Here is a 20,960-nt window from a genome sequence, read left to right as displayed (position 1 = left end):
GGGGTGTTACTTCGCTCCGTCGTTGTCGCTGTAGGCGCCCACCAGGCGGACGGCTCCGCCGTCGACGCCCTTCGCACCCTGCTCGAAATCGCCCGCGGGGCGTTCCCCGGTGCGGACGACGCCGACCTGCCATGTGGCGATGCCCTCGGCGGTGAGAGCGGATGCCGCGGCCCCCGCCTTCTCGGCGGCGACGACGGCCAGGAACCCGATCCCGAGATTCCAGGTGCCCTCGGTCGCCTGCAGATCGAGGTCGCCGAGGTCGGCCAGCACCCGGAAGACCGGAGGCGGCGACCAGGTCGAGCGGTCGACCTCGGCCCACGTGCCCTGGGGCAGGACGCGCGCGAGGTTGGCGGCGATGCCGCCGCCGGTGACGTGGCTCAGAGCGTGGACGGCGTCGTCGGTCTCGGCGATGAGCCGCAGCAGCGCCCGGGTGTAGAGACGCGTGGGCTCGAGGAGCGCCTCGCCCCACGTCGTGCCGTGCGCACCGAGGTCGGGGGCGCGGTCGCCGTACTGGATGCCGGCACCGGCCACGATGTGCCGCACGAGCGAGTACCCGTTGGAGTGGAGCCCGGAACTCGCGAGGGCGAGGACGACATCGCCCTCTCGCACCCGCTCGGCTCCGAGGACGCGATCGGCTTCGACCACGCCGGTGGCCGCCCCCGCGACGTCGTAGTCGTTGATCCCCAGCAGACCCGGGTGTTCGGCCGTCTCACCGCCGACGAGCGCCGTGCCGGTCTCGGCCGCCCCCTGGGCGATGCCGCGGACGATGTCGGCGATGCGCTCCGGGAAGACCTTGCCGCACGCGATGTAGTCGGTCATGAACAGGGGCCTGGCCCCGACCACGACGATGTCGTCGACCACCATGCCGACCAGGTCGAGGCCGATGGTGTCGTGCTTGTCGATCGCCTGTGCGATGGCGACCTTCGTGCCGACCCCGTCGGTGCTCGTGGCGAGGAGCGGCTTGTCGTACGCGCGGAGCGCGCTCGCGTCGAAGAGTCCGGCGAATCCGCCGACCCCGCCCCGCACCTCGGGCCCGTGCGTGCGCCGGACCGCGGACTTCATCAGCTCGACGGCGAGGTCACCGGCGGCAGTGTCGACCCCGGCGGCGGTGTAGGGGTTCACAGCGGGGGAGTCAGGCGAATCGGGCGAAGAAGAGGCCACGGACCTCAGCCTACCGGCGGCGCGCGACGCCCGGATGCCCGCGTGACCGCGCGGCGGGCCGAAAGCCCCGGCATCGTTGGGGGAAGCCGGATCTACAATGTCGGCATGGGCGGCACCGGGGCTCCGGAGTGGCTGATCCGCGAGGACGCGGGTCAGCCGGTCCTGCTCGCGCTCTATCTGCGCCAGGTGCTCGGAATCCGCTCCCCCGACGAGCTTCCGCCGCTGCGCGGCATCCCTCCCCGCGTCAATGAGCGATCCGAAGAGGAGCAGGCTCTGCTCGAGCGGCAGTGGCGCGAGTACTGGGCGATGACCGTCGAGCCGCAGGCGCACCCGTCCCCCGTCCCGCTCGAGCTGGTCGACGGGTTCGACACGATGCTCGCGCTGCCGGCCGAAGGGGCCGAGGCCCTCCGCGCGGCGATCGCGCCGCACGCGGCCGAGGCCCTCGCGTTCGCGCAGTCCGCGCACGCCCGCTACCGCCGCGACGCGAGCCCCGGCACGGGCACGGCCTATCGTGCTTACGCCAGCGCGATCGCCGAGCATGAGCGCCAGGTCGGGCGGCGGGCGCACTCGTTCGAGCTCAACGTCCAAGTGCTGCCGCTGGCGCAGCGCGGCGTGTGGTGGATCGGCTCGCTCACGATCGCGGTCACCGACGGACTGCGGGGGGATGTCGCGGCCTTCGACGCCGCCATCCACCCGATCATCGCCGAGCTGGCGTAGCCCTACGGATTCTCGTCGAGGTGGATCGACTCGTGGTCCACGAAGACATCGCGCGACCGGCTGCTCGAGCGGCGGTCGAGAAGGAGCGCGACCACCGCGGCGAGCGCGAGACCGACGGGGACGCAGATGAGGGCGAGGAACCCGAACACCTGCCCCTGCGAATAGACGAGCCCGGTGTTGGGGCTGGCGTACTCGGTGCCGTTGAAGGCGAACGTGAGGATCATCGCCGCGAGGAGCCCGAGCGCACCGCCAAGCAGCAGGAACACCGAGAACTTCGGAGCGCGGCGCACCCGCAGGGTCTCAATGTGGTCGTCGACGTGCTCGGTCATGTCCCCATTGTCCCACTCCCGGGGCCCCCTGTCCCCGGTCCTGCACTCTCGGCCCTTCCCGCTCGGACGGCCGGGTCAGGGACGCAGCGGAAGGAGGTCGGAGATATCGGCGCGGGTGCCCGACGCGAGGATGCGGCCCTGGGCCGCGGCATCCGTCCACGACTGCGCGCCGGTGGCGAGGGCGACCCACGTGGCGGCGTCGGTCTCGACGACATTCGGGGGTGTGCCGCGCGTGTGGCGCGGCCCCTCGACGACCTGCACGGCCCCGAACGGCGGCACCCGGACCTCGACCGAGTTCCCGGGGGCCTTCTCGGCCAGCAGCTGCAGCAGGTACCGCACCGCCGTCGCCAGGTCGGTGCGAGAGGGGAGGGATGCCTCGCCCGCCGCGCGGACCGCCTCGAGGGCGGCGCGGCCCTGGTCGGTGCTGATCCTCCGCGGCATGCCTCCACGCTACGCCCGGGCCGGAGAGGCGGGGCCCGTGCCCTCCGGCGCGGCGGCACGAGCTCGTGGGCGCCAAGACCGAGGAAGAGCTCGGCGCGGGGTGGCTCACACCCCCTCCTCCGCAGCGCTTCTCCTCATTTCTTGCGAGTACGCCCGGGAGAGCGGCCCGAAACGAGCCGCAGCCCCCTCGGTAGGCTGTCGGGGTGAAGATCCTCGTTCTCGGCTCGGGCGCGCGAGAGCACGCCATCATCCTCGCGCTGCGGTCGGAGGACACTCCGCACGAGATCTTCGCCGCCCCCGGGAACGCCGGCATCGCCCAGGACGCGACACTCGTCGACGTCGACCCGAACCACCCGGGCGCGGTCACCGCCTTCGCCAACGCGAACGCCGTCGACCTCGTGGTGATCGGGCCGGAGGCTCCCCTCGTCGCGGGCGTGGCCGATGCGCTCCGCGAGCGCGGCATCCCGGTGTTCGGGCCAGGGAAGGCGGCGGCCCAGCTCGAGGGATCCAAGGCCTTCGCGAAGCGGATCATGGATGCCGCGGGCGTGCCGACCGGACGCGCGCTCCGCGCCGCCTCCCCGGCCGAGCTCGAGGCGGCGCTGGACGAGCTCGGCGCCCCCTACGTGGTGAAGGCCGACGGACTGGCCGCAGGCAAGGGCGTCATCGTGACCGAGGACCGCGCGGCCGCCGTCGCGCACGCCGCGTCGTACCTCGCCGCCGGACCCGTCCTCGTCGAGGAGTTCCTGTCGGGTCCCGAGGTCTCGCTGTTCTTCCTCAGCGACGGCGACCACGTCGTGCCCCTCAGCCCGGCGCAGGACTACAAGCGACTGCGCGACGGTGACGACGGGCCCAATACCGGAGGCATGGGGGCCTATTCGCCGCTGCCGTGGCTGTCGGAGCGCTTCGGCGGCGAGGACGAGTTCGTCGACCTCGTCACGCGCGAGGTCGCCCGACCCGTGATCGACCGGCTCGACGCCGAGGGCACTCCGTTCATCGGCCTCCTCTACGCCGGCCTCATCCTCACCGACGCGGGCGTGAAGGTGATCGAGTTCAACGCGCGGTTCGGCGATCCCGAGACGCAGGTCGTGCTGCCGCGGCTGCTCGACCCGCTGTCCGAGCTGCTGCTGGCCGCGGCATCCGGAAATCTCGAGTCCCACCCGCGGCCGGCGTTCGCCGATGCGGCCGCCGTCACCGTCGTGGTCGCGAGCGAGGGCTATCCGCAGGCGCCGGTCACGGGGCGCGCGCTCACCGGGACGGATGCCGCAGCCGCCGTAGAGGGCGTGCACCTGGCGCATGCCGCCACGGCGGCCGCGGACTCCGGGCTCGTCGCCACGGGCGGGCGCGTGCTCAACGTCGTCGGCCTCGGCACGACCTTCGCCGAGGCGCGCGACCGCGTGTACCGCGCGGTCGCGGAGATCGGCCTCGAGGGCGCCCAGCACCGCACGGACATCGCCGCGCGGGTCGTCGAGTCCTGAGTCACGCGGCCAGCCTGGGCGGGCCTAGGCCTCCCGGCCGCGCGCGAGAGTGACACTTCTGCGCGAGGGGCACCGAGTGTTCACGTCGGTCTCGCACGAAAGTGTCGCTCTCGCGGGCAGCAACCCGGGTCAGACCGCGGCCTCGGCCGCCTGCCACTCCGCGGTCGGCGTCGGGGTGGGACGCCGCAGGAACAGGACCGCGACGACCCCGACGAGCAGCACGGCGGCCGGGAGCAGGATGGCCTGGGCCATCGCGGCCGAGAACGGCTCGGCGATCTGCGGCGGCAGCGTGCCTCCGTCGAAGCCGCCGGCGGCGTCGGATGCGCCCGGCAGATTCGCCTCGAGCCGGCTCTGCATGAACACGGCGATCGCAGCGGAGCCGAGCACCGCGCCGATCGTGCGCGTCGTGTTGTAGATGCCGGCTCCGGCGCCCGCCTGCCGCGGCGCGAGGTTGCGGGTCGCGGTGGTCGCGAGGGGACCCCACATTCCGGCGTTCCCCACGCCCATCAGGAACGACGGGATGAGGAACATCCAGATCGGGGTGTCGAGGTTCATGAGGAACGAATAGAGCACGAGCGACGACGCGACCAGCAGCAGGCCGGGAACGAGCAGCACGCGCGGATCGGTGCGGTCGAGCAGGCGGCCCGCCAGCGGTGACAGCACGCCCGCCGCGATCGCCATCGGCACGAGCAGCAGTGCCGCCTCGGTCGGGGTGAGGCCGCGTCCGAGCTGGATGAAGAACATGAGCGGGAGCGACATGCTCGTGACAGCGAACCCGACCGTGGCGATGCCGAGGTTCGCGACCGAGAAGTTCCGATCTCGGAAGAGCTCGAGCGGCACGAGCGCCTCGGTCTTCGTTCGCGACTGCTGCCACAGGAAGAGCCCCAGCACCGCGACGCCCGCGAGGATGAGCCCCCACACGGTGATGGGTCCCCAGATCACGCCCCAGTCGTAGGTCTCGCCCTCCTGCAGGCCGAAGACGATCAGGAAGAGCGCGACGGCGCTGAGCACGACGCCCACGAGGTCGAACTTGTGGGGGTGCGTCTCGAGCTTGGGGACGAGCATCCATGCCAGCACGAAGCCGACGATCCCCACGGGGATGTTGATGAAGAAGATCCACTCCCATCCGAGTCCGTCGACGAGGAGGCCGCCCGCGAGCGGGCCGACGAGCATCGCGACCCCGGACGTGGCTCCCCACAGGCCCATGGCCGCGCCCCGCTGGTTGGGCGGGAATGTGCGGGTGATCACGGCCATCGTCTGCGGGGTCATGAGCGCTGCCCCGAGTCCCTGCACGGCGCGGAATGCGATGAGCGCCCCGAGCGCCTGTGACAGGCCGCACGCGAGCGAGGCGAGCGTGAACACCGCGAGACCGATCAGGTAGATGTTCTTCGGGCCGAAGCGGTCGCCGAGGCGTCCGGTGATGAGGAGCGGCACGGCGTACGCCAGAAGGTACGCCGACGTCACCCACACGACGTTGTCGAGGTTGTTCGTCTCGGGGTCGAGGGCGGCCTTGATCGCCGGATTGGCGACCGACACGATCGTGGTGTCGACGAGGATCATGAAAAACCCGATGACCAGGGCCCACAGTCCGGGCCACGGGCTGCGCGGCTTGTTCCCGACCGCGTAGGCGCCGGTGATCGGCTTCACTCCCCGGCGCTCGCCGGATGCGGCGGGGCCCGCCTGCGTGTTCTGTTCGGTCATAGCCGGGCGGCCTTCCTCTGGGCGAGATAGCGTTCCGAGGGCTCCGGTTCGGGCCCCCAGGCGAAGTCGGGTTCGGCGAGACGGGCGAGCAGCCCGTCCAGCCAGGTCAGATCGGCGGCGACCATCGCTTCATCGCGGTCGACCTCGAGCAGGTACTGGTCGGGCACGCCCTTGCCGCGGGCGGATCGGTGGCCGCTCTCGAGCGCGATCCGCGCGGCGGCGAGCGCGGTGCGGCGGGCGCCGAGGAGCTCGAGGACCTCGGAGCGGTCGAGGTTGTGGGCCTCGGCCAGCGCGACGCGGAACTCGGCCGGGCGATCGACGCGGGGCAGCTCCCTGCGCACCCATTCGCGCACCGCACGGGCTCCGGCATCCGTCACGGAGTACGTCGTGCGTTCGGGGCGGTTGCCCTCGCGGTCGACGCCGACTTCGGCGACCAGTCCCTCCCGCTCGAGGCGCGCGACGGTGTGGTAGACCGTGCCGTGGGTGACGCTGACGAGCCGGTCCTCGCGGCGCATGCGCAGGAGGCGGATCATCTCGTACGGGTGCATGTCGCCCTCGTGGAGGAGCGCGAGCACCATCAGCCCGAGGGGCGTGAGGCGGTCGACCGCATCCTTCATGAGCGCTCCGTATCGATTAGTCCATGTGGACTATACCCCTCACCGACCCGCCTGAGGACAGTGTCGGAGTACGCGAGTACGGTGACCGCATGACGGATGCCGCAGCCATCGCCCGGGCGCACGAGATCTTCGATCCGCTCGCCGCCGACTACCTCGCCCGTCCAGGCGTCGACATCGGCCCCATGTTCGGGAGCGAGGGCCTGCGGATCCGCGGCAAGGTGTTCGGCTTCGTCGGCTACCGCGGGTCGATGGTCGTCAAGCTGCCCGCCGCTCGTGTCGACGAGCTCGACGGCGTCGACGGCATGGAGCGCATGGTCATGCGCGAGCGCGCGATGAAGGAGTGGATGCTGGTGCCGCCCGAGGCGGCCGACCGCTGGGGGCCGCTCCTGGCCGAGGGGTTTGCGTTCGTCGACGCGATCACGCCGGTCGCCCCGGGATAATGGCCTGGTGACGACCCCCCTCGACCTGCACGGCTGGCGCCATGTCTACTCCGGCAAGGTACGCGACCTGTACGTCCCCGCCGAAACCCCCGAGAGCGCCCGTCCGGCTCGCATGCTCGTGGTCGCGAGCGACCGGGTGAGCGCCTTCGACCACGTGCTCGCGCCCGGCATCACCGAGAAGGGCGTCCTGCTGACGACGCTCAGCCTGTGGTGGTTCGACCAGCTCGCCGGCGCGGACGGGGGGCGCGGCATCCCGAACCACCTGGCGGCGTCGCACGTGCTCACCCGCGGCGAGGACGGACTGGCGAACACGGCCGACGACCTGAAGTCGTTGATTCCGGATGCCGTCGTCGGACGCGCGATGGTGGTGAAGAGCCTCGGCATGCAGCCGATCGAATGCGTGGTGCGCGGCTACCTCACCGGGTCGGGGTGGGCCGAGTACCGCGAGAGCGGCACGGTCTGCGGCATCCCTCTGCCGACCGGTCTCGACAACGGCGACCGCCTTCCCGAGCCGATCTACACGCCGGCCTGGAAAGCGCCGATGGGGCAGCACGACGAGAACATCCCGTACGAGCGGACGGTCGAGCTGGTCGGTGCCGACCGCGCCGCCGAGCTGCGCGATCTGTCGCTCGAGATCTACCGCCGCGCCGCGGCGACCGCGGAGCGGCACGGCGTGATCCTCGCCGACACGAAGTTCGAGTTCGGCCTCGATGACGACGGCGTCATGACGCTCGCCGACGAGGTGCTCACGAGCGACTCGTCCCGGTACTGGGATGCCGCGGCCTGGGCGTCCGGCACGACGCCCGAAGAGCGCATGGCCAGTTTCGACAAGCAGATCGTCCGCGACTGGCTGGCGGCCCACTGGGACAAGCAGGGCGAGCCGCCGGCACTCCCCGCCGAGATCGTCGAGCGCACCGCAGCGCGCTACCGCGAGCTGCTCGACCGCCTGACCGCCGCCTGACCGCCTGGCCGCGGCTCCCCGGGAATGCCCACCCCGCGCGACGGGTTGTGTATTCGCATGAATGAGAAGCTCGCGGCGGACACCGGTATGGGCCCGGTGACCCTGCTCGTGGGCGATCTGGACGCGATGACCGCGTACTACCGCGACGTGGTGACGCTGCGGGTGCTCTCAGCCGACGGCGACACCGTGACACTGGGACGCGCGGGCCGCCCGATCGTCGTGCTGCGCCACGAGCCGGGCCTGCGTCACGCGAGCGCCGGATCGGCAGGACTGTTCCATACGGCGATCCTCTTCGAGACGCAGGCGGCCCTCGCTGCCGCTCTCTACAGCGTTGCCCGCCACGCGCCCGGCACGTTCACCGGATCAGCCGACCACCTCGTCAGCCAGGCCTTCTACTTCACCGATCCGGAGGGCAACGGCGTCGAGCTGTATTGGGACCGCGACCGCACCGAGTGGTCATGGACCCACGGGCAGGTCGAGATGGCGACGCTGTTCCTCGACCCGAACGGCTTCCTCCGCGAGCACCTCAGCGAAGAGGCGGCCCTCGGCGCCACCGCGGGAGACGCGGCATCCGTCGGTCATGTGCACCTGTCGGTCGGGGATGTCGCCACCGCCCGGTCCTTCTACGTCGATGCCCTGGGGTTCGACGAGACGGCGGCGCTCGGCGAGCAGGCGGTTTTCGTCAGCGCCGGCGGCTACCCCCACCACATGGCGATGAACGTCTGGAACTCACGCGGCGCCGGACCGCGCATGCCCGCCCTCGGCCTCGGCCGCGTCGATCTCGCGCTCCCCCACGAGGACGCGCTCGGTGAACTCGGTGACCGCCTCCGGCATCACGGGGTCCGGGTGCGCGACGACGGCCGAACCCTCCGTTTCGACGATCCGTGGGCGAATCTGCTGCAGGCGACGGCGCCCGGGCGCGGCTGACCGACTTCGGCGGCAGGCGCTGCCGAGTCAGACCGAGTGGCGGACGACGAGTTCGGTCTCGAGGATCGTGACGTGGCGCGGATGCCGACCCGCGAGCAGATCGAGCAGCACCGACGCCATGCGCTCCCCCTGTGCGAAGGACGGCTGGCGCATCGTGGTGAGCTGCGGCTCGACAGATGTGGCGACGGGCGAGTCGTCGAAGCCGATGATCGCCATGTCTTCGGGCACGCGCACCCCGGCCGCCCCGAGAACCGCGAGGGCGCCCTGCGCCATGAGGTCGCTCGCGACGAAGATCGCGTCGGGGCGCTCGCCCGACTCGAGGATGCGTCGCATCGCGTCGGCGCCGCCGTCCGCGGTGAAGTTGCCGTCGACGACCATGCCCTCCGGCAGATCCCACGCCCGGAGGGCGTCGCGGTAGCCCTGGAGCCGGTCGATGCCGGCGGGCATCGTCACCGGGCCGGTGATCGACGCGATGTTGCGGTGCCCGCGCTCGATCAGGTAGGTCGTGGCGTCGTGCCCGCCCCGCACGTTGTCGACGTCGACGTAGTAGTCGCGCTCGCGCTCACGCACGGGGCGACCGCCGTAGACCACCGGAACGGCGCTGGCGATGCGGTCGATGAAGGTGTCGCTGGTGTGATGCGACACCACGAAGGCGCCGTCGACCGCGCCGCTGCGCACGTAGCTCGTAGTCTTGTCGCCCGGGTCGTCGCTCGCGATGAAGAGATTGAGCACGTAGTCCGAGCGGCTCAGTCGCGCGTTGATGCCCGAAACGATCGCGGCGAAGAACGGGTCGCCGAAGAACCGGGTGGTGTCTTCGGGGACGATCAGTGCGATCGCGTGGGTCTGGCGGCTGGCGAGCGACCGGGCGGCACGGTTGGGGACGTAGTTCAGCTCGGAGATGGCCCTCGTGACGGCCTCGAGCGCCTCGGGGCTGACGGCCGTGGACCCGTTCACGACACGCGAGACCGTCGACCGTGAGACGCCCGCCGCGACGGCGACCTCTTCGATCGTGACGGTTCCCCGCAGCGCGTCCGTGGTCATCTCCTCCTGCTTCCCCTCGGGATGCTACGCCACCTCGGGGACACGGCGACCGAAGGCCGCGGCATCCCGATCCAGCGCTCGCGCGGCGATGATGCGGCTGTACTCGAGGCCGCTGTCCTTCACGGTGCGCAGCTGGGTGTCGTAGTCGACGCGCACGATGCCGAAGCGCTTCTCGTACCCCCATGCCCACTCGAAGTTGTCGAGCAGCGACCAGTAGAAGTATCCCCGCACGTCGACACCGGCATCCACCGCGTCCAGGATCGCGCCGAGGTGCGATCGCACGAACTCCGTGCGATCGGCGTCGTGCACCCGCACCCGGCCCGCCTCGACCACGCGCTCGTCGTCGTACGCGGCGCCGTTCTCGGTCACGAACAGCGTCGTGCCCGCGGGCTTGGCGTATTCGTCGGCCACTCGGACGAGCAGTCGGGTGAGGCCCTCGGGCTGCACCTCCCAGTGCATCGGCGTGCGCGGGAGACCCCGTTCGTGCCAGTAGATGCCCTCGTGCGAGGGGAAGGGCGACTGCCCCGGCCGGTCGGTCGGCGCGTCGCCACCCGTCGGAGGCACAGCCGGAGCGTGGCCGCCGACGAGCTCGCCGTGGTAGTAGTTCACCCCGAGCGTGTCCAGCGGTGTCGAGATCGCCTCGAGGTCGCCGGGCTGGATCGCTCTCTCGAGCGCGGCGATCGCCTCGGCGTCGACCACGCGGATGTCCTCGACCACGTCGGCCGGGTACTGGCCCCGGAAGATCGGGTCGAGGAACCAGCGGTTGAACTGGCCGTCGATGCGGCGTGCGGCGTCGAGGTCGGCGGGATCGTTCTCGTCCACCGGGTCGGCGACGGTGAGGTTGAGCGTGATCCCGAGGTTCAGCGACGCGTCGCGGGCACGCAGCTCCCGCACGGCCTGACCGTGGCCGAGCAGGAGGTGGTGGGCCGCGAGAACCCCCTCGGTGACGCTGTAGTGGCCCGGCGCGTGCAGTCCCGCCGTGTAGCTCAGGAACGACGAGCACCACGGCTCGTTGAGCGTCGTCCACACGTTGACGCGGTCGCCGAGCGCATCGTGCATGTCGAGGGCGTACTCGGTGAACCGGTCTGCGGTGTCGCGGTCGGCCCATCCGCCCTTGTCCTGCAGCGCCTGCGGGAGGTCCCAGTGGTAGAGCGTCAGCCACGGCAGGATGTCCGCGCCGAGCAGCTCGTCCACGAGGCGCTTGTAGAAGTCGACGCCCTTCGGGTTGAGCGCGCCGCCGTCCGGACGAACGCGCGACCACGAGGTCGAGAAGCGATAGGTCTGCAGCCCCATCGACTTCATCAGCGCCACGTCGTCGGCGTACCGGTGATAGTGGTCGCAGGCGACGTCACCGTTGTCGGCGTTGATGACGGCACCGGGCACGCGGCAGAACGCATCCCAGATCGAGTCGCGACGGCCGTCCTCGTGTGCGGCGCCCTCGATCTGGAAGGCGGCGGTGGCGGCGCCGAACAGGAAGTTCGACGGGAAGGCGCGCGCAGTGGTCGCGGTCATGCGGACGGCGTCCTCTCTGGTGGGGGGTGGAAAAGTGGTGGGGATGCCGGACCCGGCCTCGACAGCGGTCAGCCCTTGACGGCGCCGGCCATGATCCCGCTGACGAGCTGCTTGCCGGCGAAGGCGAAGAGGATCAGGAGCGGGATCGTCGACAGGAGCACGCCCGCGAGCACGACCGAGTAGTCGACGAAGTAGTTCGACTGCAGCAGCGAAAGCGCGACCGGAAGCGTGGGGTTCTGCCGGTCCAGCACGATGAAGGGCCAGAAGAAGTTGTTCCAGGCGCCCACGAAGGTGAACAGGAACAGCATCGCCGCGGCCGGTCGGGCGGCGGTGGCGCCGACGACCCAGAAGGTGCGGATCATCGACGCGCCATCGACGCGCGCGGCCTCGATCAGCTCATCGGGGACCGACTGCTGGAGGTACTGCGTCATCCAGAACACGCCGAACGCACTCGTGAGCGCCGGAATGATGATCGCGCCGATCTGCCCCGTCCAGCCGAGGTCGGCGAACAGGATGTAGAGCGGCACGACGCCGAGCTGCATCGGCACCGCCATCGTCGCGACGACGAAGACGAGCAGCGCCTTGCTGCCGGGGAAGCGGAGCTTGGCGAACGCCCAGCCCGCCAGAGTCGACGTGACGACGACCGCGGCGGCGATGAGCGTGGAGCTGTAGATCGAGTTCCACAGCGCCGGCCAGAAGTTCACCGCAGGGTCGTTGACGACCGACAGCGCGTTCGCGATGAAGTTGCCACCGGGGATCCACGACATGTTCGGGTCGTTGATCGTCGAGGAGTCCCCCGAGCCGATCAGGAACGACCAGTAGTAGGGAAAGATCGCCGACAGCAGCACGACGCCGAGTCCGATATAGACCCAGAAGCCGGCGCGGTGTCCGCGGATCTTGGTGGTGCGGTCACGGCGTCCGCGGCGTCCGGCCACGCCCGCCGTGGCGACGGGCTCCTCGACCATCGCGATCGGAGGTGTCGTGCTCATCGGCGGAATCCCTTTCTGCGCGGTGCGGTCACGCCTCTGCCGCCCTCGTCCCGGACGAGCCGGCGGGTGACGGCGAGATTGATCAGTCCGATCACCAGGATGATGAGGAACAGGATCCACGCGAGCGCGGCGGCGCGGCCGAAGTTCCATTCGCGCCAGCCGATGTTGTAGAGGAACAGGGTGATCGTCAGCCATTGCTGCGCGGCCCCGCCCTCTCCGGTGTTGTCGTACATGCGGGGCTCGTCGAAGATCTGCAGGCCGCCGATCGTCGACGTGATGATCACGAAGATGAGGGTCGGACGCAGCGAGGGCACGGTGATCGCGGTGAACTGGCGGAACGCGCCGGCACCGTCGACCGTGGCGGCCTCGTAGTAGTCGCGCGGGATCGCCTGCATGGCGGCGAGGAGGATCAGGGCGTTGTAGCCGGTCCAGCGGAAGTTCACCATCGTCGCGATGGCGACGTGGCTCCAGAACGGGTCCTTGTGCCACGGGATCGGCTGCAGGCCGAGGTCGGTGAGGATGTTGTTCACCAGGCCGTGGTTGTCGCCGAACATGTTGCTGAAGATCAGCGCGACGGCGACGGGGGCCATCACGTAGGGGAGCAGGACGCCCATCCGCCAGAACGTCTTGGAGCGGATGTTGCGGTCGAGCATCGCGGCGATGAAGATCGCGAGGATCAGCTGCGGCACGGTCGACAGCAGGAAGATGCTGAAGGTGTTGCGCAGCGCCGTCCAGAACTGCGGGTTCTGGAGGATCCAGATGTACTGCTCGAACCCGACGAACTCGCCGGAGTTGCGGACCAGGTCCCATTCCTGGAACGAGATCACGGCCGTGTAGACGATCGGGAACAGGCCGACGATCGCGAAGATGATGAAGAACGGCGAGATGTAGAGGTAGGGGGAGACCTTCAGATCCCAGCGGCTCAGCCGGTGGGAGAAGGACAGCACGCGCGGTGCGCGCTCGGCGTCCGGCCGGCCGGCCGGCTCGGATGCCGTGGGGCGGGTGGCGGTCGTTGTCACCGGAGGCTCCGATCGATGTCGAGTGGTGAGGCAGGCGGGTGGGGAGTGCACGCGGACCCGGGCAGGGCCCGCGCGCACTCCTCCTCTGTCACGCCACGACCGGGCGAGCGGCCGCGGTGGTCAGATCAACCGCTCAGAAGGCCTCGACCTCGGCGACCCACGTGTTCCACGAGGTCTGCTCGTCCTCGACACCGTCGAAGACGCGCGTGACCGCGTTCTGGAGTGCGTCGTGGTACTTGAAGTAGCTCGCGTCCTTGTAGGGAGCGACCGTCACGGCCTCGGCGCGCTCGCTGAGGATCTCGCCGGTCGGAGCGTCGTTGAAGTACTCGTTCGTCGCGTCCGTGAGGGTCGGGTCGGAGTACGCCTCGAGCTGGCTCGGGAACGTACCGGCGTTGGTGAACGCCTTGACCTGCTGCTCAGGAGCGGTCAGCCAGTCGGCCAGCGCGAGCGCGGCGTCCACGTTGGCGCCGTTGGCCGGGACGGTCAGGTACGAGCCGCCCCAGTTTCCGCCGCCGTTCGGGAAGACGTTCGCGATGTCCCAGCCGGTGACGTCGGGCGCGTTGCCGGAGATGACGCCGAGCATCCAGCCCGGGCAGAGCATCGTGGCGAACTCGCCGTTGGCCATCGAGGCGAACCAGTCGTCCGACCACTGGCCGGCGTAGGCGGCGTTGGGGACCGCGCGCTCCGTGACGAGCTCGTACGCTGCCTGGATCTCGGGGTTCTCGGTCGCGATGACCGTGCCGTCGGGCTCGGTGTAGGTGTACTCGATCTGGTTGACGATGCCCTGGAGCACCGAGTTGGCCGAGTCGATCATCGGCTTGCCGGTGGCTTCCTTGTACTGGTCGGCGACGTCGAGGAAGTTCTCCCAGTCGCCGTCGAACAGCTCGGCGACGCCCTCGCGGTCGCTGGGGAGCCCGGCGGCCTCGAACAGGTCGGCGCGGTAGCAGATGCCCTGCGGACCGATGTCGGTGCCGAAGCCCACGAGACGGCCGTCGGGGTCGGTCGCAGCGGCTTCCTTCCAGTCGAGCCAGCGGCCCTTGACGCTGTCGGGCGCCTCGGCGAGGAGGTCGGAGTACTGCATCGCCTCGGCGAACCAGTCGATCTCCACGGCCTCGATGTCGGCGAGGCCCTCCTTGCCGAGCTTCTGGAAGTAGTTCGCGCGCGCGTCGCCCGACTCGGCGGCGCGGTTGTGGACGATCTTCACGTTCGGGTTCTCGTCCATGTACTCCTGGAGGAGTTCATCGGTGTAGCCGAAATCGTTGAACGTGGCGATGGTGAGCGTGACCGGCTCGTCCGAATCGCCCGAGCCGCTGTCACCGCCGTCGCTGGCGCAGCCGGCGAGGACGAGCGCGGTGGCCGAGAACGCGGCGACCGCTACGGCGCTTCGGCGGAAGGCACGTGAGTTCACTGTCACTCCTTTGTGTTGTCAGATCTGTGTTGCAGGTGGTGTGCGACCGGGACGGGATGCCGGGCCACGATGCCGTGGGAGCGTTCCCACCGGACGGGAACCGACGCTATGGGATCGCTCCCACGATGTCAAGGGAGCGCTCCCACGATTGCGTCACGGTTGTGTCACGGTTGCGGCTGAGCCAGAGGTCGGCGGCCCATAGACTTGACGGGACCCCTGCCCGCGACATCCGGAGCTCTTCATGCCCACCATCGTCGTCGACGTCATGCCCAAGGCCGAGCTGCTGGACCCGCAGGGGAAGGCCGTCTCCGGTGCACTGGCGCGACTCGGCCAGGACGCCTTCTCCGCCGTCCGCATCGGCAAGCGATTCGAGCTGACGGTCGAGGGAGAGGTCGACGACGAGGTGCTCGCCACGGCCCGCAAGGTCGCCGACGAGATCCTCTCCAACTCGGTGATCGAGGATGTCGTGGGCATCGAGGTGGTCGAGTGACCACCCGCGTCGGGGTCATCACCTTCCCGGGCTCGCTCGACGACCGCGACGCCCAGCGCGCGATCGCCGTGGCCGGCGCCGAGCCCGTCGCCCTGTGGCACGGCTCCCACGACCTCGAGGGCGTCGACGCCCTCGTGCTCCCGGGTGGGTTCAGCTATGGCGACTACCTGCGGGCGGGCGCGATCGCCGCCCTCGCGCCGATCATGGCCGAGGTGAAGGATGCCGCGGCGAAGGGCATGCCGATCCTGGGGATCTGCAACGGATTCCAGATGCTCGTCGAAGCCCACCTTCTCCCCGGCGGTCTCATCCGCAACGCGCATCAGCAGTTCATCCGACGCGATCAGCGGCTGCGCGTGGAGAATGCGGACACGGCGTGGACGAGCGACTTCGAGGACGGTCAGGAGATCGTCATCCCCCTCAAGAACGCGGACGGCGGATACATCGCGTCCGAGTCCGAGCTCGACCGGCTCGAGGGCGAAGGGCTCGTGGCGTTCCGCTACCTGGGAGTGAACCCGAACGGGTCGCTGCGCGATATCGCGGGGATCGCGAATGAGCGCGGGAACGTCGTCGGCCTCATGCCCCACCCCGAGCACGCCGTCGAGCCCGGCTTCGGCCCCGACACGCCCGCGGCCATGCGCTCCGGCGTCGACGGCCTGCCGTTCTTCACGTCGGCGATCGCCGCCGTGGTCACCGCCGCGGCCTGAGCCCGCGACATCCGTCCGATCAGACCGTGCCGGCCGGCGGCCACACGCCGATGATGACGCCCATCACCACGAACGTCACGAGTTCGTGGGCGATGTTGATGACGGTGAGCGAGGTCGGCCGGCCCTCGAACTGGTCGTGGGTGATGAACCGGGCCGCCGTGAATCCGGCCCACAGGATCACCGCCGTGCCCAGCGAGGCGAGCAGGTAGCCGCCGCCGTAGAAGTGCCACGCGATGTTGGTCGCGCCGGCGAGAACCCACGCCGACACGAAGCTCACGAACACCGTCACGATGATCGGCATCCAGGCCTGCAGACCGGTCTGCCGGCGGTCGAGGTCGACGTTCGCGAGCGTGGCCCAGCGCGCGCCGAAGACCCTCCGCGTGTACCAGATCGAGCCGACGACCATCGTCGACAGCGTCGCGATCACCACCGCCCAGTAGTTGATCTCGGGAACCATCGCGCACCTCCTCGCGCAGGGGCGCGTGCGCGCCCCGTCCCGGCGACGATATCGCCGGTGATCGATGCCGTCGGGGAAGCACGCCGGGGCGCATCGCTCGGCGCGTCACGCCGAGAGCGTTCGGCTCCCGTCTCGGGACGCCCACACTTCGAGCGCGTGATCCCGTGCTGCGGCCGAGGCCGCAGCGAGGGCGCCGGTCACCACGACGTCGGCGCCCAGCTCCGACACCACCAGGTCGGGCGCGGGCAGGTCGAGGTCGGTGGGCAGCTGGCGACGGGCAGCGGCGACCACGTCCTCGACTCCCGCGGAGATTCCGCCGGACACGACGACCCGCTCCGGGTCGAACATGCTTCCCAGCACGCTGACGATCCGGGCGAGCACGGCGCCGACGCGCTCGGCGATCGCGAGCGCGGCGGGGTCGCCGAGTGCGGCGAGTTCGAGGACCCTCCGCGCATCGAGTTCGTCCGGCGGCACCGCGGCGAGCGCGCCTTCGGGGTCGACCCGGCCGCCGTCGAGCGCCTCGGCGGCCCATGCGCCCACGCGGGCTCCCAGTCCGTCGGCCGAACCGACGCCCTCGACGTGGTCGAAGGCCACCATCTCGCCGACTCCGCCGTGTCGTCCTCGGAGGAGCACGCCGTCGACGACGACACCGGCGCCGAGGCGTGCCCCGGCGAGGAGTGTGATGTAGTCGCGGCATCCCACCGCCGCACCGACCGTTCCCTCGGCGACGGCGGCCAGGGAGGCGTCGTTGTCGATCCTGAGGTTCGGCGCCCACGCGAGGGTATCGACGAGGTCCGGGTTCATCCGCGCCCAGAACCCGGTGGGATGCTGCGGCGAGCGCCCGTCCGCGTCCACGGGTGCGGGCACCCCCACGCACATCGCCAGCACATCCGCGCGCTGGCGCCCGGCGGCGAGCAGCGCGTCGTCGATCGCCGACCCGATGAGGGCGGCCCGCTCGGCCGCGGGGTCGTGGTCGAGTTCGAGCGTCACCCTCCGTGTGGCGAGGGGCCGCGACCGGAGGTCGGCGACCGTCGCCGTCACATGGACATGACCGGCATCCACCCCGACGAGGACGCCGGCGTCCTCGCGAAGCGCGAACCGTCGCGCCGGCCGGCCCTTGCGATATTCGCCCGCGAGACGTGCGTTGGGGAGCTCGCGGAGCAGGCCGCGCTCCACGAGCGCGTCGAGGGCGTCGATCGCTGTCGATCGGGTCAGACCCGTCGTGTCCATCGCTTCGGTCGCCGTGAAGTCCTGCGTCGACCACGCGAAGGCGAGCACGGCGGCGTGACTCGCCGGCCGGGGCGGAGAGGCTGGAAAAGGCGCTGGCATAGGGGATTGATCTCTCGACGGGACGATGCAATACTGCCGTCAATGATTTTATTTGGCGAGTAAATCTATTCAATGGAGATTGTCCGCACGACGCGGAGGAGGACGAAGATGTCACCTGCGGTACGACGCATCGCGGCAGCGACAGCCGTGATCGCACTGGGCGCGACGATGATCGCGGGGTGCGCGGCCGACGGCCGGGAGACGATCCGGTTCACGTTCAGCAAGCGCGAGGCTCTGGAGTTCATGACCGGCGTGGTCGCCGACTTCAACGCCTCCCAGGACGGCGTCCGCGTCGAGATGGACACGTCGGGCGTGGATGTCGTCTCGGCGAGCTTCGTCCGCGGCAACCCGCCAGACCTGATGCTGGCGAACTACAACTACGAAGTCGCGCGTTTCGTCCAGCGGTGCGCGCTCAGCGACCTGTCGGGCACGGACGCCGCCGCGACGGTGCGCGAAGACCTCCAGCCCCTGATGGAGCAGTACGGCCGGTGCGAGGGCCGTGTCAGCGCCCTGCCGTACTCCGTGATGGCAGCATCCGTCATCTACAACAAGGACCTCTTCGCGGAGCACGGCGTCGAGGTGCCCCAGACCTGGGATGAGCTCATCGAGGCGTGCGAGACGCTCGAATCCGCCGGGGTGACGCCCTTCTACGCGACGTTCAAGGACGACTGGACCATCGGCCAGGGGTGGTACGACTACTCCGCGGGCGGTTCGATCGACGTCATCGAGTTCTTCGACGATCTCGCCGCCGCAGGCGCGGAGGTCGGTCCCGACTCCCCCGTGTCGTTCGAGAAGGACTTCTCCGAGCCGATGGACCGGATGCTCCAGCTCACGAGCGAGTACGTCAATGACGACGCCGCCAGCCGGGGCTACGGCGACGGGAACCTGGCCTTCGGGCGAGGAGAGGCGGCGATGTACCTGCAGGGGCCGTGGGCGTTCAGCGAGATCGCCAAGACGGCGCCGGACCTGGAGCTCGGCACGTTCCCGCTGCCGATGACCGACGACCCGAGCGACCTCGCCGTGCGCGTCAACATGGACCTCGCGGCGATGATCCCGGAGGGGTCGCGGCACAAGGAGGCCGCGCGGGAGTTCCTCGAGTACCTCTATCAGCCGGAGATCATCGAGGCCTACAACGCCTCGCAGCTCGGTTTCGCGCCGACGACGGACGCCGCGCCCCCCGACGATCCCCGCATCGCCGGCATGCAGGAGTACTACGACGGGGGCAGGGTCTACCAGGGTCCGTCGGTCCTCGTGCCCAAGACCATCCCGGTCTTCAACTACACGCAGGCGATGGTGCTCGGCGCAGCACCGGAGTCGGTCCTGCGGACCATGGACCGGGACTGGGCCCGCCTGGCCTTCCGTCTGCCCGCCCCGTCCGACGAGACGAAGGAGTCTTCGAAGTGACCACCACCACGACGATCGTGACGGGCGAAAAGAGGCGCCCGCGCAGCACCGCGAAGGTCGAGCCGATCTACTACCTCTTCCTGCTCCCGAGCCTGATCCTCTTCACGCTGGCGATCACGGTCCCCGGCGCCATCGGCATCTTCTTCAGCTTCACCGACTCGATCGGCATCGGCGACTGGAACTTCATCGGCCTGACCAACTACGTCGCGCTGTTCAGCGACCCCGCCATCCTCCAGAGCTACCTCTTCACCTTCGGCTTCTCGATCGCGACCGTGATCGCGGTGAACGTCGTCGCGTTCCTCCTCGCGGTCGGTCTCACCTCCCGGATCCGCTTCAAGACGGGCCTGCGCACGATCTTCGTCATCCCGATGGTGATCTCGGGCATCATCATCGCCTACGTCTTCAACTTCCTGTTCTCCAACTCGATCCCCGCCGCGGGCTCGGCGCTGGGGATCGGATGGCTCGAGACCAGCCTCCTCGCGAACCCCGACCTGGCATGGGTCGCCATCGTGTTCGTCACCGCCTGGCAGGCCATCCCCGGCACGATGCTCATCTACATCGCCGGCCTGCTTTCCGTGCCGGGCGAGGTCTACGAGGCAGCCGACATCGACGGGGCATCCAAGACCCAGCAGCTGCTGCGCATCACACTCCCCCTCGTCGCGGGATACGTCGTCATCAACGTGATCCTCGGCTTCAAGGGGTTTCTCAACGCCTACGACATCATCGTCGGCCTCACCGGCGGCGGCCCCGGCACCGCGACGCGCAGCATCGCGATGACGATCATCGCCGGATTCAACGGCGGCGACTACGCGTACCAGATGGCCAACGCGACCGTCTTCTTCGTCGTCGCCGTCCTCATCTCGGTCCTCCAGCTCTCGCTGACGCGCGGAAGGAATCAACTCTCATGACCGTCACCAGCCAGCCTGCGCTCGCGTTCGAGCAGGCGGACGTCTCCGTCGGCCTGCAGAAGCGAGCCCCCGTCAAGCGGTTCGCAATGGAGCGGGTCAACTGGTCCACGACCATCATCCTCATCCTCTGCGCTGTCACCGTCCTCCTCCCCCTGTACGTCACGCTCTCGATGTCGCTCAAGACGACGGAGCAGGCCGTCGACGGCAATGCCTTCTCCCTGCCGGCCCCGTTCAGCATCGATGGGTTCGTCCAAGCGTGGAACCTGACGCAGTTCCCCGTCGGTGCGCTGATCTCACTGCTCGTCACGGCGTCCACCGTCGCCGCCACCATCGTCCTCGCCGCGTTCGCGTCCTATGCGATCGTGCGCAACTGGGAACGGCGCCTGTTCCGCTACTCGTTCTTCTACCTGCTGGCGGCGATGTTCATCCCCTTCCCGGTCGTCGCGCTGCCGCAGATCCAGCTCACCGGCCGGGTCGGGCTCGACAATCCGGTGGGGGTGGTCCTGCTCGCGACGATGTTCCAGCTGAGCTTCAGCGTGCTGCTGTTCACCGCCTTCCTCCGCTCGATCCCGATCGAGCTCGAGGAGAGCGCGCGCATGGACGGCGCCACGACGTGGCAGACGTTCTGGAAGCTCATCTTCCCGCTCCTGGCGCCGATGAGCGCGACGGTGGGCATCTTCGCGTTCCTCTACGCGTGGAACGACTTCATGATGCCGTCGCTCATCATCTCCGACCCGTCGCTGCAGACGCTCCCCGTGCGCCAGAACCTCTTCCAGTCCCAGTTCAGCAACAACTACAACGTCTCGTTCGCCTCCTATCTCATGGCCATGGCCCCTGCCATCGTCGCCTACCTCTTCACCCAGCGCTGGGTGATGGAAGGCGTCACGCAGGGCGCCGTCAAGGGATAGGGCCGCGACGAGCACCTGCCAC

At 69.7% G+C, this 20,960-nt stretch carries 22 protein-coding genes; 10 read left to right on the top strand and 12 right to left on the bottom strand.

Annotated elements, in window-relative coordinates; translation table 11 throughout:
* Nucleotides 1-6 precede the first annotated feature (6 nt).
* Nucleotides 7-1,161: a phosphoribosylformylglycinamidine cyclo-ligase gene (purM, locus tag ACFQ0P_RS06650; protein ID WP_204977717.1), complete on the bottom strand. Its 1,155-nt coding sequence runs from the start codon at nt 1,159-1,161 to the stop codon at nt 7-9.
* A 105-nt stretch (nt 1,162-1,266) separates the two neighbouring features.
* Here purM and ACFQ0P_RS06645 point away from each other — a divergent pair, with 105 nt between their 5' ends.
* Entirely contained in the window at nt 1,267-1,878 is a 612-nt protein-coding gene (locus ACFQ0P_RS06645) for a zinc-binding alcohol dehydrogenase (RefSeq protein WP_204977716.1), read from the top strand.
* A gap of 2 nt (nt 1,879-1,880) precedes the next feature.
* On the opposite strand, the gene ACFQ0P_RS06640 is transcribed toward ACFQ0P_RS06645, so the two are convergent.
* Together ACFQ0P_RS06640 and ACFQ0P_RS06635 are read right to left on the bottom strand one after the other, a co-directional pair.
* Nucleotides 1,881-2,207, bottom strand: a complete 327-nt coding sequence (locus ACFQ0P_RS06640) for a potassium transporter Trk (RefSeq protein ID WP_204977714.1) — start codon at nt 2,205-2,207, stop codon at nt 1,881-1,883.
* Between the two features lie 75 nt (nt 2,208-2,282).
* Entirely contained in the window at nt 2,283-2,648 is a 366-nt protein-coding gene (locus ACFQ0P_RS06635; protein WP_204977712.1) for a sterol carrier family protein, read from the bottom strand.
* 203 nt (nt 2,649-2,851) lie between these two features.
* Here ACFQ0P_RS06635 and purD point away from each other — a divergent pair, with 203 nt between their 5' ends.
* On the top strand, nt 2,852-4,123 hold the full coding sequence (gene purD, locus ACFQ0P_RS06630; RefSeq protein ID WP_204977710.1) for a phosphoribosylamine--glycine ligase: 1,272 nt from the start codon (nt 2,852-2,854) through the stop codon (nt 4,121-4,123).
* A gap of 129 nt (nt 4,124-4,252) precedes the next feature.
* Here purD and ACFQ0P_RS06625 read toward each other — a convergent pair whose 3' ends face one another.
* Both ACFQ0P_RS06625 and ACFQ0P_RS06620 read right to left on the bottom strand, forming a co-directional pair.
* Nucleotides 4,253-5,824, bottom strand: a complete 1,572-nt coding sequence (locus ACFQ0P_RS06625; RefSeq protein ID WP_204977709.1) for a DHA2 family efflux MFS transporter permease subunit — start codon at nt 5,822-5,824, stop codon at nt 4,253-4,255.
* Nucleotides 5,821-6,441, bottom strand: coding sequence for a PadR family transcriptional regulator (locus ACFQ0P_RS06620; RefSeq protein WP_204977708.1), 621 nt, complete (start codon nt 6,439-6,441; stop codon nt 5,821-5,823). Before ACFQ0P_RS06620 ends, ACFQ0P_RS06625 begins: the two co-directional genes overlap by 4 nt.
* Nucleotides 6,442-6,530: 89 nt before the next feature.
* On the opposite strand from ACFQ0P_RS06620, the gene ACFQ0P_RS06615 reads away from it, so the two are divergent.
* The 3 genes from ACFQ0P_RS06615 to ACFQ0P_RS06605 are packed head-to-tail and all read left to right on the top strand — an operon-like array spanning nt 6,531 to nt 8,769.
* Entirely contained in the window at nt 6,531-6,881 is a 351-nt protein-coding gene (locus tag ACFQ0P_RS06615) for a hypothetical protein (RefSeq protein ID WP_204977707.1), read from the top strand.
* A gap of 7 nt (nt 6,882-6,888) precedes the next feature.
* Entirely contained in the window at nt 6,889-7,842 is a 954-nt protein-coding gene (locus ACFQ0P_RS06610) for a phosphoribosylaminoimidazolesuccinocarboxamide synthase (RefSeq protein WP_378771700.1), read from the top strand.
* A 57-nt stretch (nt 7,843-7,899) separates the two neighbouring features.
* Nucleotides 7,900-8,769 carry a VOC family protein gene (locus tag ACFQ0P_RS06605; RefSeq protein ID WP_204977706.1) on the top strand — a complete coding sequence of 290 codons (870 nt, stop codon included), beginning with the start codon at nt 7,900-7,902 and terminating at the stop codon, nt 8,767-8,769.
* A 27-nt stretch (nt 8,770-8,796) separates the two neighbouring features.
* On the opposite strand, the gene ACFQ0P_RS06600 is transcribed toward ACFQ0P_RS06605, so the two are convergent.
* From ACFQ0P_RS06600 to ACFQ0P_RS06580, 5 genes are all read right to left on the bottom strand, one after another.
* The gene (locus ACFQ0P_RS06600) at nt 8,797-9,810 is read right to left on the bottom strand and encodes a LacI family DNA-binding transcriptional regulator (RefSeq protein WP_204977705.1); all 1,014 of its coding nucleotides are present in this window, start codon (nt 9,808-9,810) and stop codon (nt 8,797-8,799) included.
* A gap of 24 nt (nt 9,811-9,834) precedes the next feature.
* Nucleotides 9,835-11,322 carry a glycoside hydrolase family 1 protein gene (locus ACFQ0P_RS06595; protein WP_204977703.1) on the bottom strand — a complete coding sequence of 496 codons (1,488 nt, stop codon included), beginning with the start codon at nt 11,320-11,322 and terminating at the stop codon, nt 9,835-9,837.
* 68 nt (nt 11,323-11,390) lie between these two features.
* Nucleotides 11,391-12,311, bottom strand: coding sequence for a carbohydrate ABC transporter permease (locus ACFQ0P_RS06590; RefSeq protein WP_204977700.1), 921 nt, complete (start codon nt 12,309-12,311; stop codon nt 11,391-11,393).
* A complete protein-coding gene (locus ACFQ0P_RS06585; protein ID WP_204977698.1) occupies nt 12,308-13,330 on the bottom strand; it encodes a carbohydrate ABC transporter permease in 1,023 nt (340 codons plus the stop codon). Before ACFQ0P_RS06585 ends, ACFQ0P_RS06590 begins: the two co-directional genes overlap by 4 nt.
* A 133-nt stretch (nt 13,331-13,463) precedes the next feature.
* On the bottom strand, nt 13,464-14,738 hold the full coding sequence (locus ACFQ0P_RS06580) for an ABC transporter substrate-binding protein (RefSeq protein ID WP_204977695.1): 1,275 nt from the start codon (nt 14,736-14,738) through the stop codon (nt 13,464-13,466).
* A 241-nt stretch (nt 14,739-14,979) separates the two neighbouring features.
* Between ACFQ0P_RS06580 and purS the strand changes: the two genes are divergently transcribed.
* Together purS and purQ are read left to right on the top strand one after the other, a co-directional pair.
* Nucleotides 14,980-15,228, top strand: coding sequence for a phosphoribosylformylglycinamidine synthase subunit PurS (gene purS, locus ACFQ0P_RS06575; protein WP_204977693.1), 249 nt, complete (start codon nt 14,980-14,982; stop codon nt 15,226-15,228).
* Nucleotides 15,225-15,932, top strand: a complete 708-nt coding sequence (gene purQ, locus ACFQ0P_RS06570; RefSeq protein WP_204977691.1) for a phosphoribosylformylglycinamidine synthase subunit PurQ — start codon at nt 15,225-15,227, stop codon at nt 15,930-15,932. Before purS ends, purQ begins: the two co-directional genes overlap by 4 nt.
* A 19-nt stretch (nt 15,933-15,951) precedes the next feature.
* Here the strand turns inward: purQ and ACFQ0P_RS06565 are convergent, their stop codons facing one another.
* Complete coding sequence (locus ACFQ0P_RS06565) at nt 15,952-16,389, bottom strand: DUF1761 domain-containing protein (protein WP_204977689.1); 438 nt, start codon at nt 16,387-16,389, stop codon at nt 15,952-15,954.
* A 105-nt stretch (nt 16,390-16,494) separates the two neighbouring features.
* Nucleotides 16,495-17,667: an ROK family protein gene (locus tag ACFQ0P_RS06560; protein WP_378771694.1), complete on the bottom strand. Its 1,173-nt coding sequence runs from the start codon at nt 17,665-17,667 to the stop codon at nt 16,495-16,497.
* Between the two features lie 159 nt (nt 17,668-17,826).
* Between ACFQ0P_RS06560 and ACFQ0P_RS06555 the strand changes: the two genes are divergently transcribed.
* The 3 genes from ACFQ0P_RS06555 (at nt 17,827) to ACFQ0P_RS06545 (ending at nt 20,938) form a co-directional block, all read left to right on the top strand.
* A complete protein-coding gene (locus ACFQ0P_RS06555) occupies nt 17,827-19,122 on the top strand; it encodes an ABC transporter substrate-binding protein (RefSeq protein WP_204977685.1) in 1,296 nt (431 codons plus the stop codon).
* Complete coding sequence (locus ACFQ0P_RS06550) at nt 19,119-20,030, top strand: carbohydrate ABC transporter permease (RefSeq protein ID WP_204977683.1); 912 nt, start codon at nt 19,119-19,121, stop codon at nt 20,028-20,030. The genes ACFQ0P_RS06555 and ACFQ0P_RS06550 overlap by 4 nt, the downstream gene beginning before the upstream one ends.
* 86 nt (nt 20,031-20,116) lie before the next feature.
* Entirely contained in the window at nt 20,117-20,938 is an 822-nt protein-coding gene (locus ACFQ0P_RS06545) for a carbohydrate ABC transporter permease (RefSeq protein WP_378772366.1), read from the top strand.
* Nucleotides 20,939-20,960 lie beyond the last annotated feature (22 nt).

The organism is Microbacterium insulae (assembly GCF_042677065.1).
Lineage (GTDB): Bacteria > Actinomycetota > Actinomycetes > Actinomycetales > Microbacteriaceae > Microbacterium > Microbacterium insulae.
The sequence above is the reverse complement of the archived record's forward strand: the minus strand, read 5'-3'. Positions and strand labels throughout refer to the sequence as shown.

Bases quoted from the DNA above. Each gene is read 5' to 3' on its own strand.
- ACFQ0P_RS06645 (WP_204977716.1), top strand. From the start codon at position 1,267: ATGGGCGGCACCGGGGCTCCGGAGTGGCTGATCCGCGAGGACGCGGGT.
- ACFQ0P_RS06640 (WP_204977714.1), bottom strand. From the start codon at position 2,207: ATGACCGAGCACGTCGACGACCACATTGAGACCCTGCGGGTGCGCCGC.
- ACFQ0P_RS06635 (WP_204977712.1), bottom strand. From the start codon at position 2,648: ATGCCGCGGAGGATCAGCACCGACCAGGGCCGCGCCGCCCTCGAGGCG.
- ACFQ0P_RS06625 (WP_204977709.1), bottom strand. From the start codon at position 5,824: ATGACCGAACAGAACACGCAGGCGGGCCCCGCCGCATCCGGCGAGCGC.
- ACFQ0P_RS06620 (WP_204977708.1), bottom strand. From the start codon at position 6,441: ATGAAGGATGCGGTCGACCGCCTCACGCCCCTCGGGCTGATGGTGCTC.
- ACFQ0P_RS06615 (WP_204977707.1), top strand. From the start codon at position 6,531: ATGACGGATGCCGCAGCCATCGCCCGGGCGCACGAGATCTTCGATCCG.
- ACFQ0P_RS06605 (WP_204977706.1), top strand. From the start codon at position 7,900: ATGAATGAGAAGCTCGCGGCGGACACCGGTATGGGCCCGGTGACCCTG.
- ACFQ0P_RS06600 (WP_204977705.1), bottom strand. From the start codon at position 9,810: ATGACCACGGACGCGCTGCGGGGAACCGTCACGATCGAAGAGGTCGCC.
- ACFQ0P_RS06595 (WP_204977703.1), bottom strand. From the start codon at position 11,322: ATGACCGCGACCACTGCGCGCGCCTTCCCGTCGAACTTCCTGTTCGGC.
- ACFQ0P_RS06590 (WP_204977700.1), bottom strand. From the start codon at position 12,311: ATGAGCACGACACCTCCGATCGCGATGGTCGAGGAGCCCGTCGCCACG.
- purS (WP_204977693.1), top strand. From the start codon at position 14,980: ATGCCCACCATCGTCGTCGACGTCATGCCCAAGGCCGAGCTGCTGGAC.
- ACFQ0P_RS06565 (WP_204977689.1), bottom strand. From the start codon at position 16,389: ATGGTTCCCGAGATCAACTACTGGGCGGTGGTGATCGCGACGCTGTCG.
- ACFQ0P_RS06555 (WP_204977685.1), top strand. From the start codon at position 17,827: ATGTCACCTGCGGTACGACGCATCGCGGCAGCGACAGCCGTGATCGCA.
- ACFQ0P_RS06545 (WP_378772366.1), top strand. From the start codon at position 20,117: ATGGAGCGGGTCAACTGGTCCACGACCATCATCCTCATCCTCTGCGCT.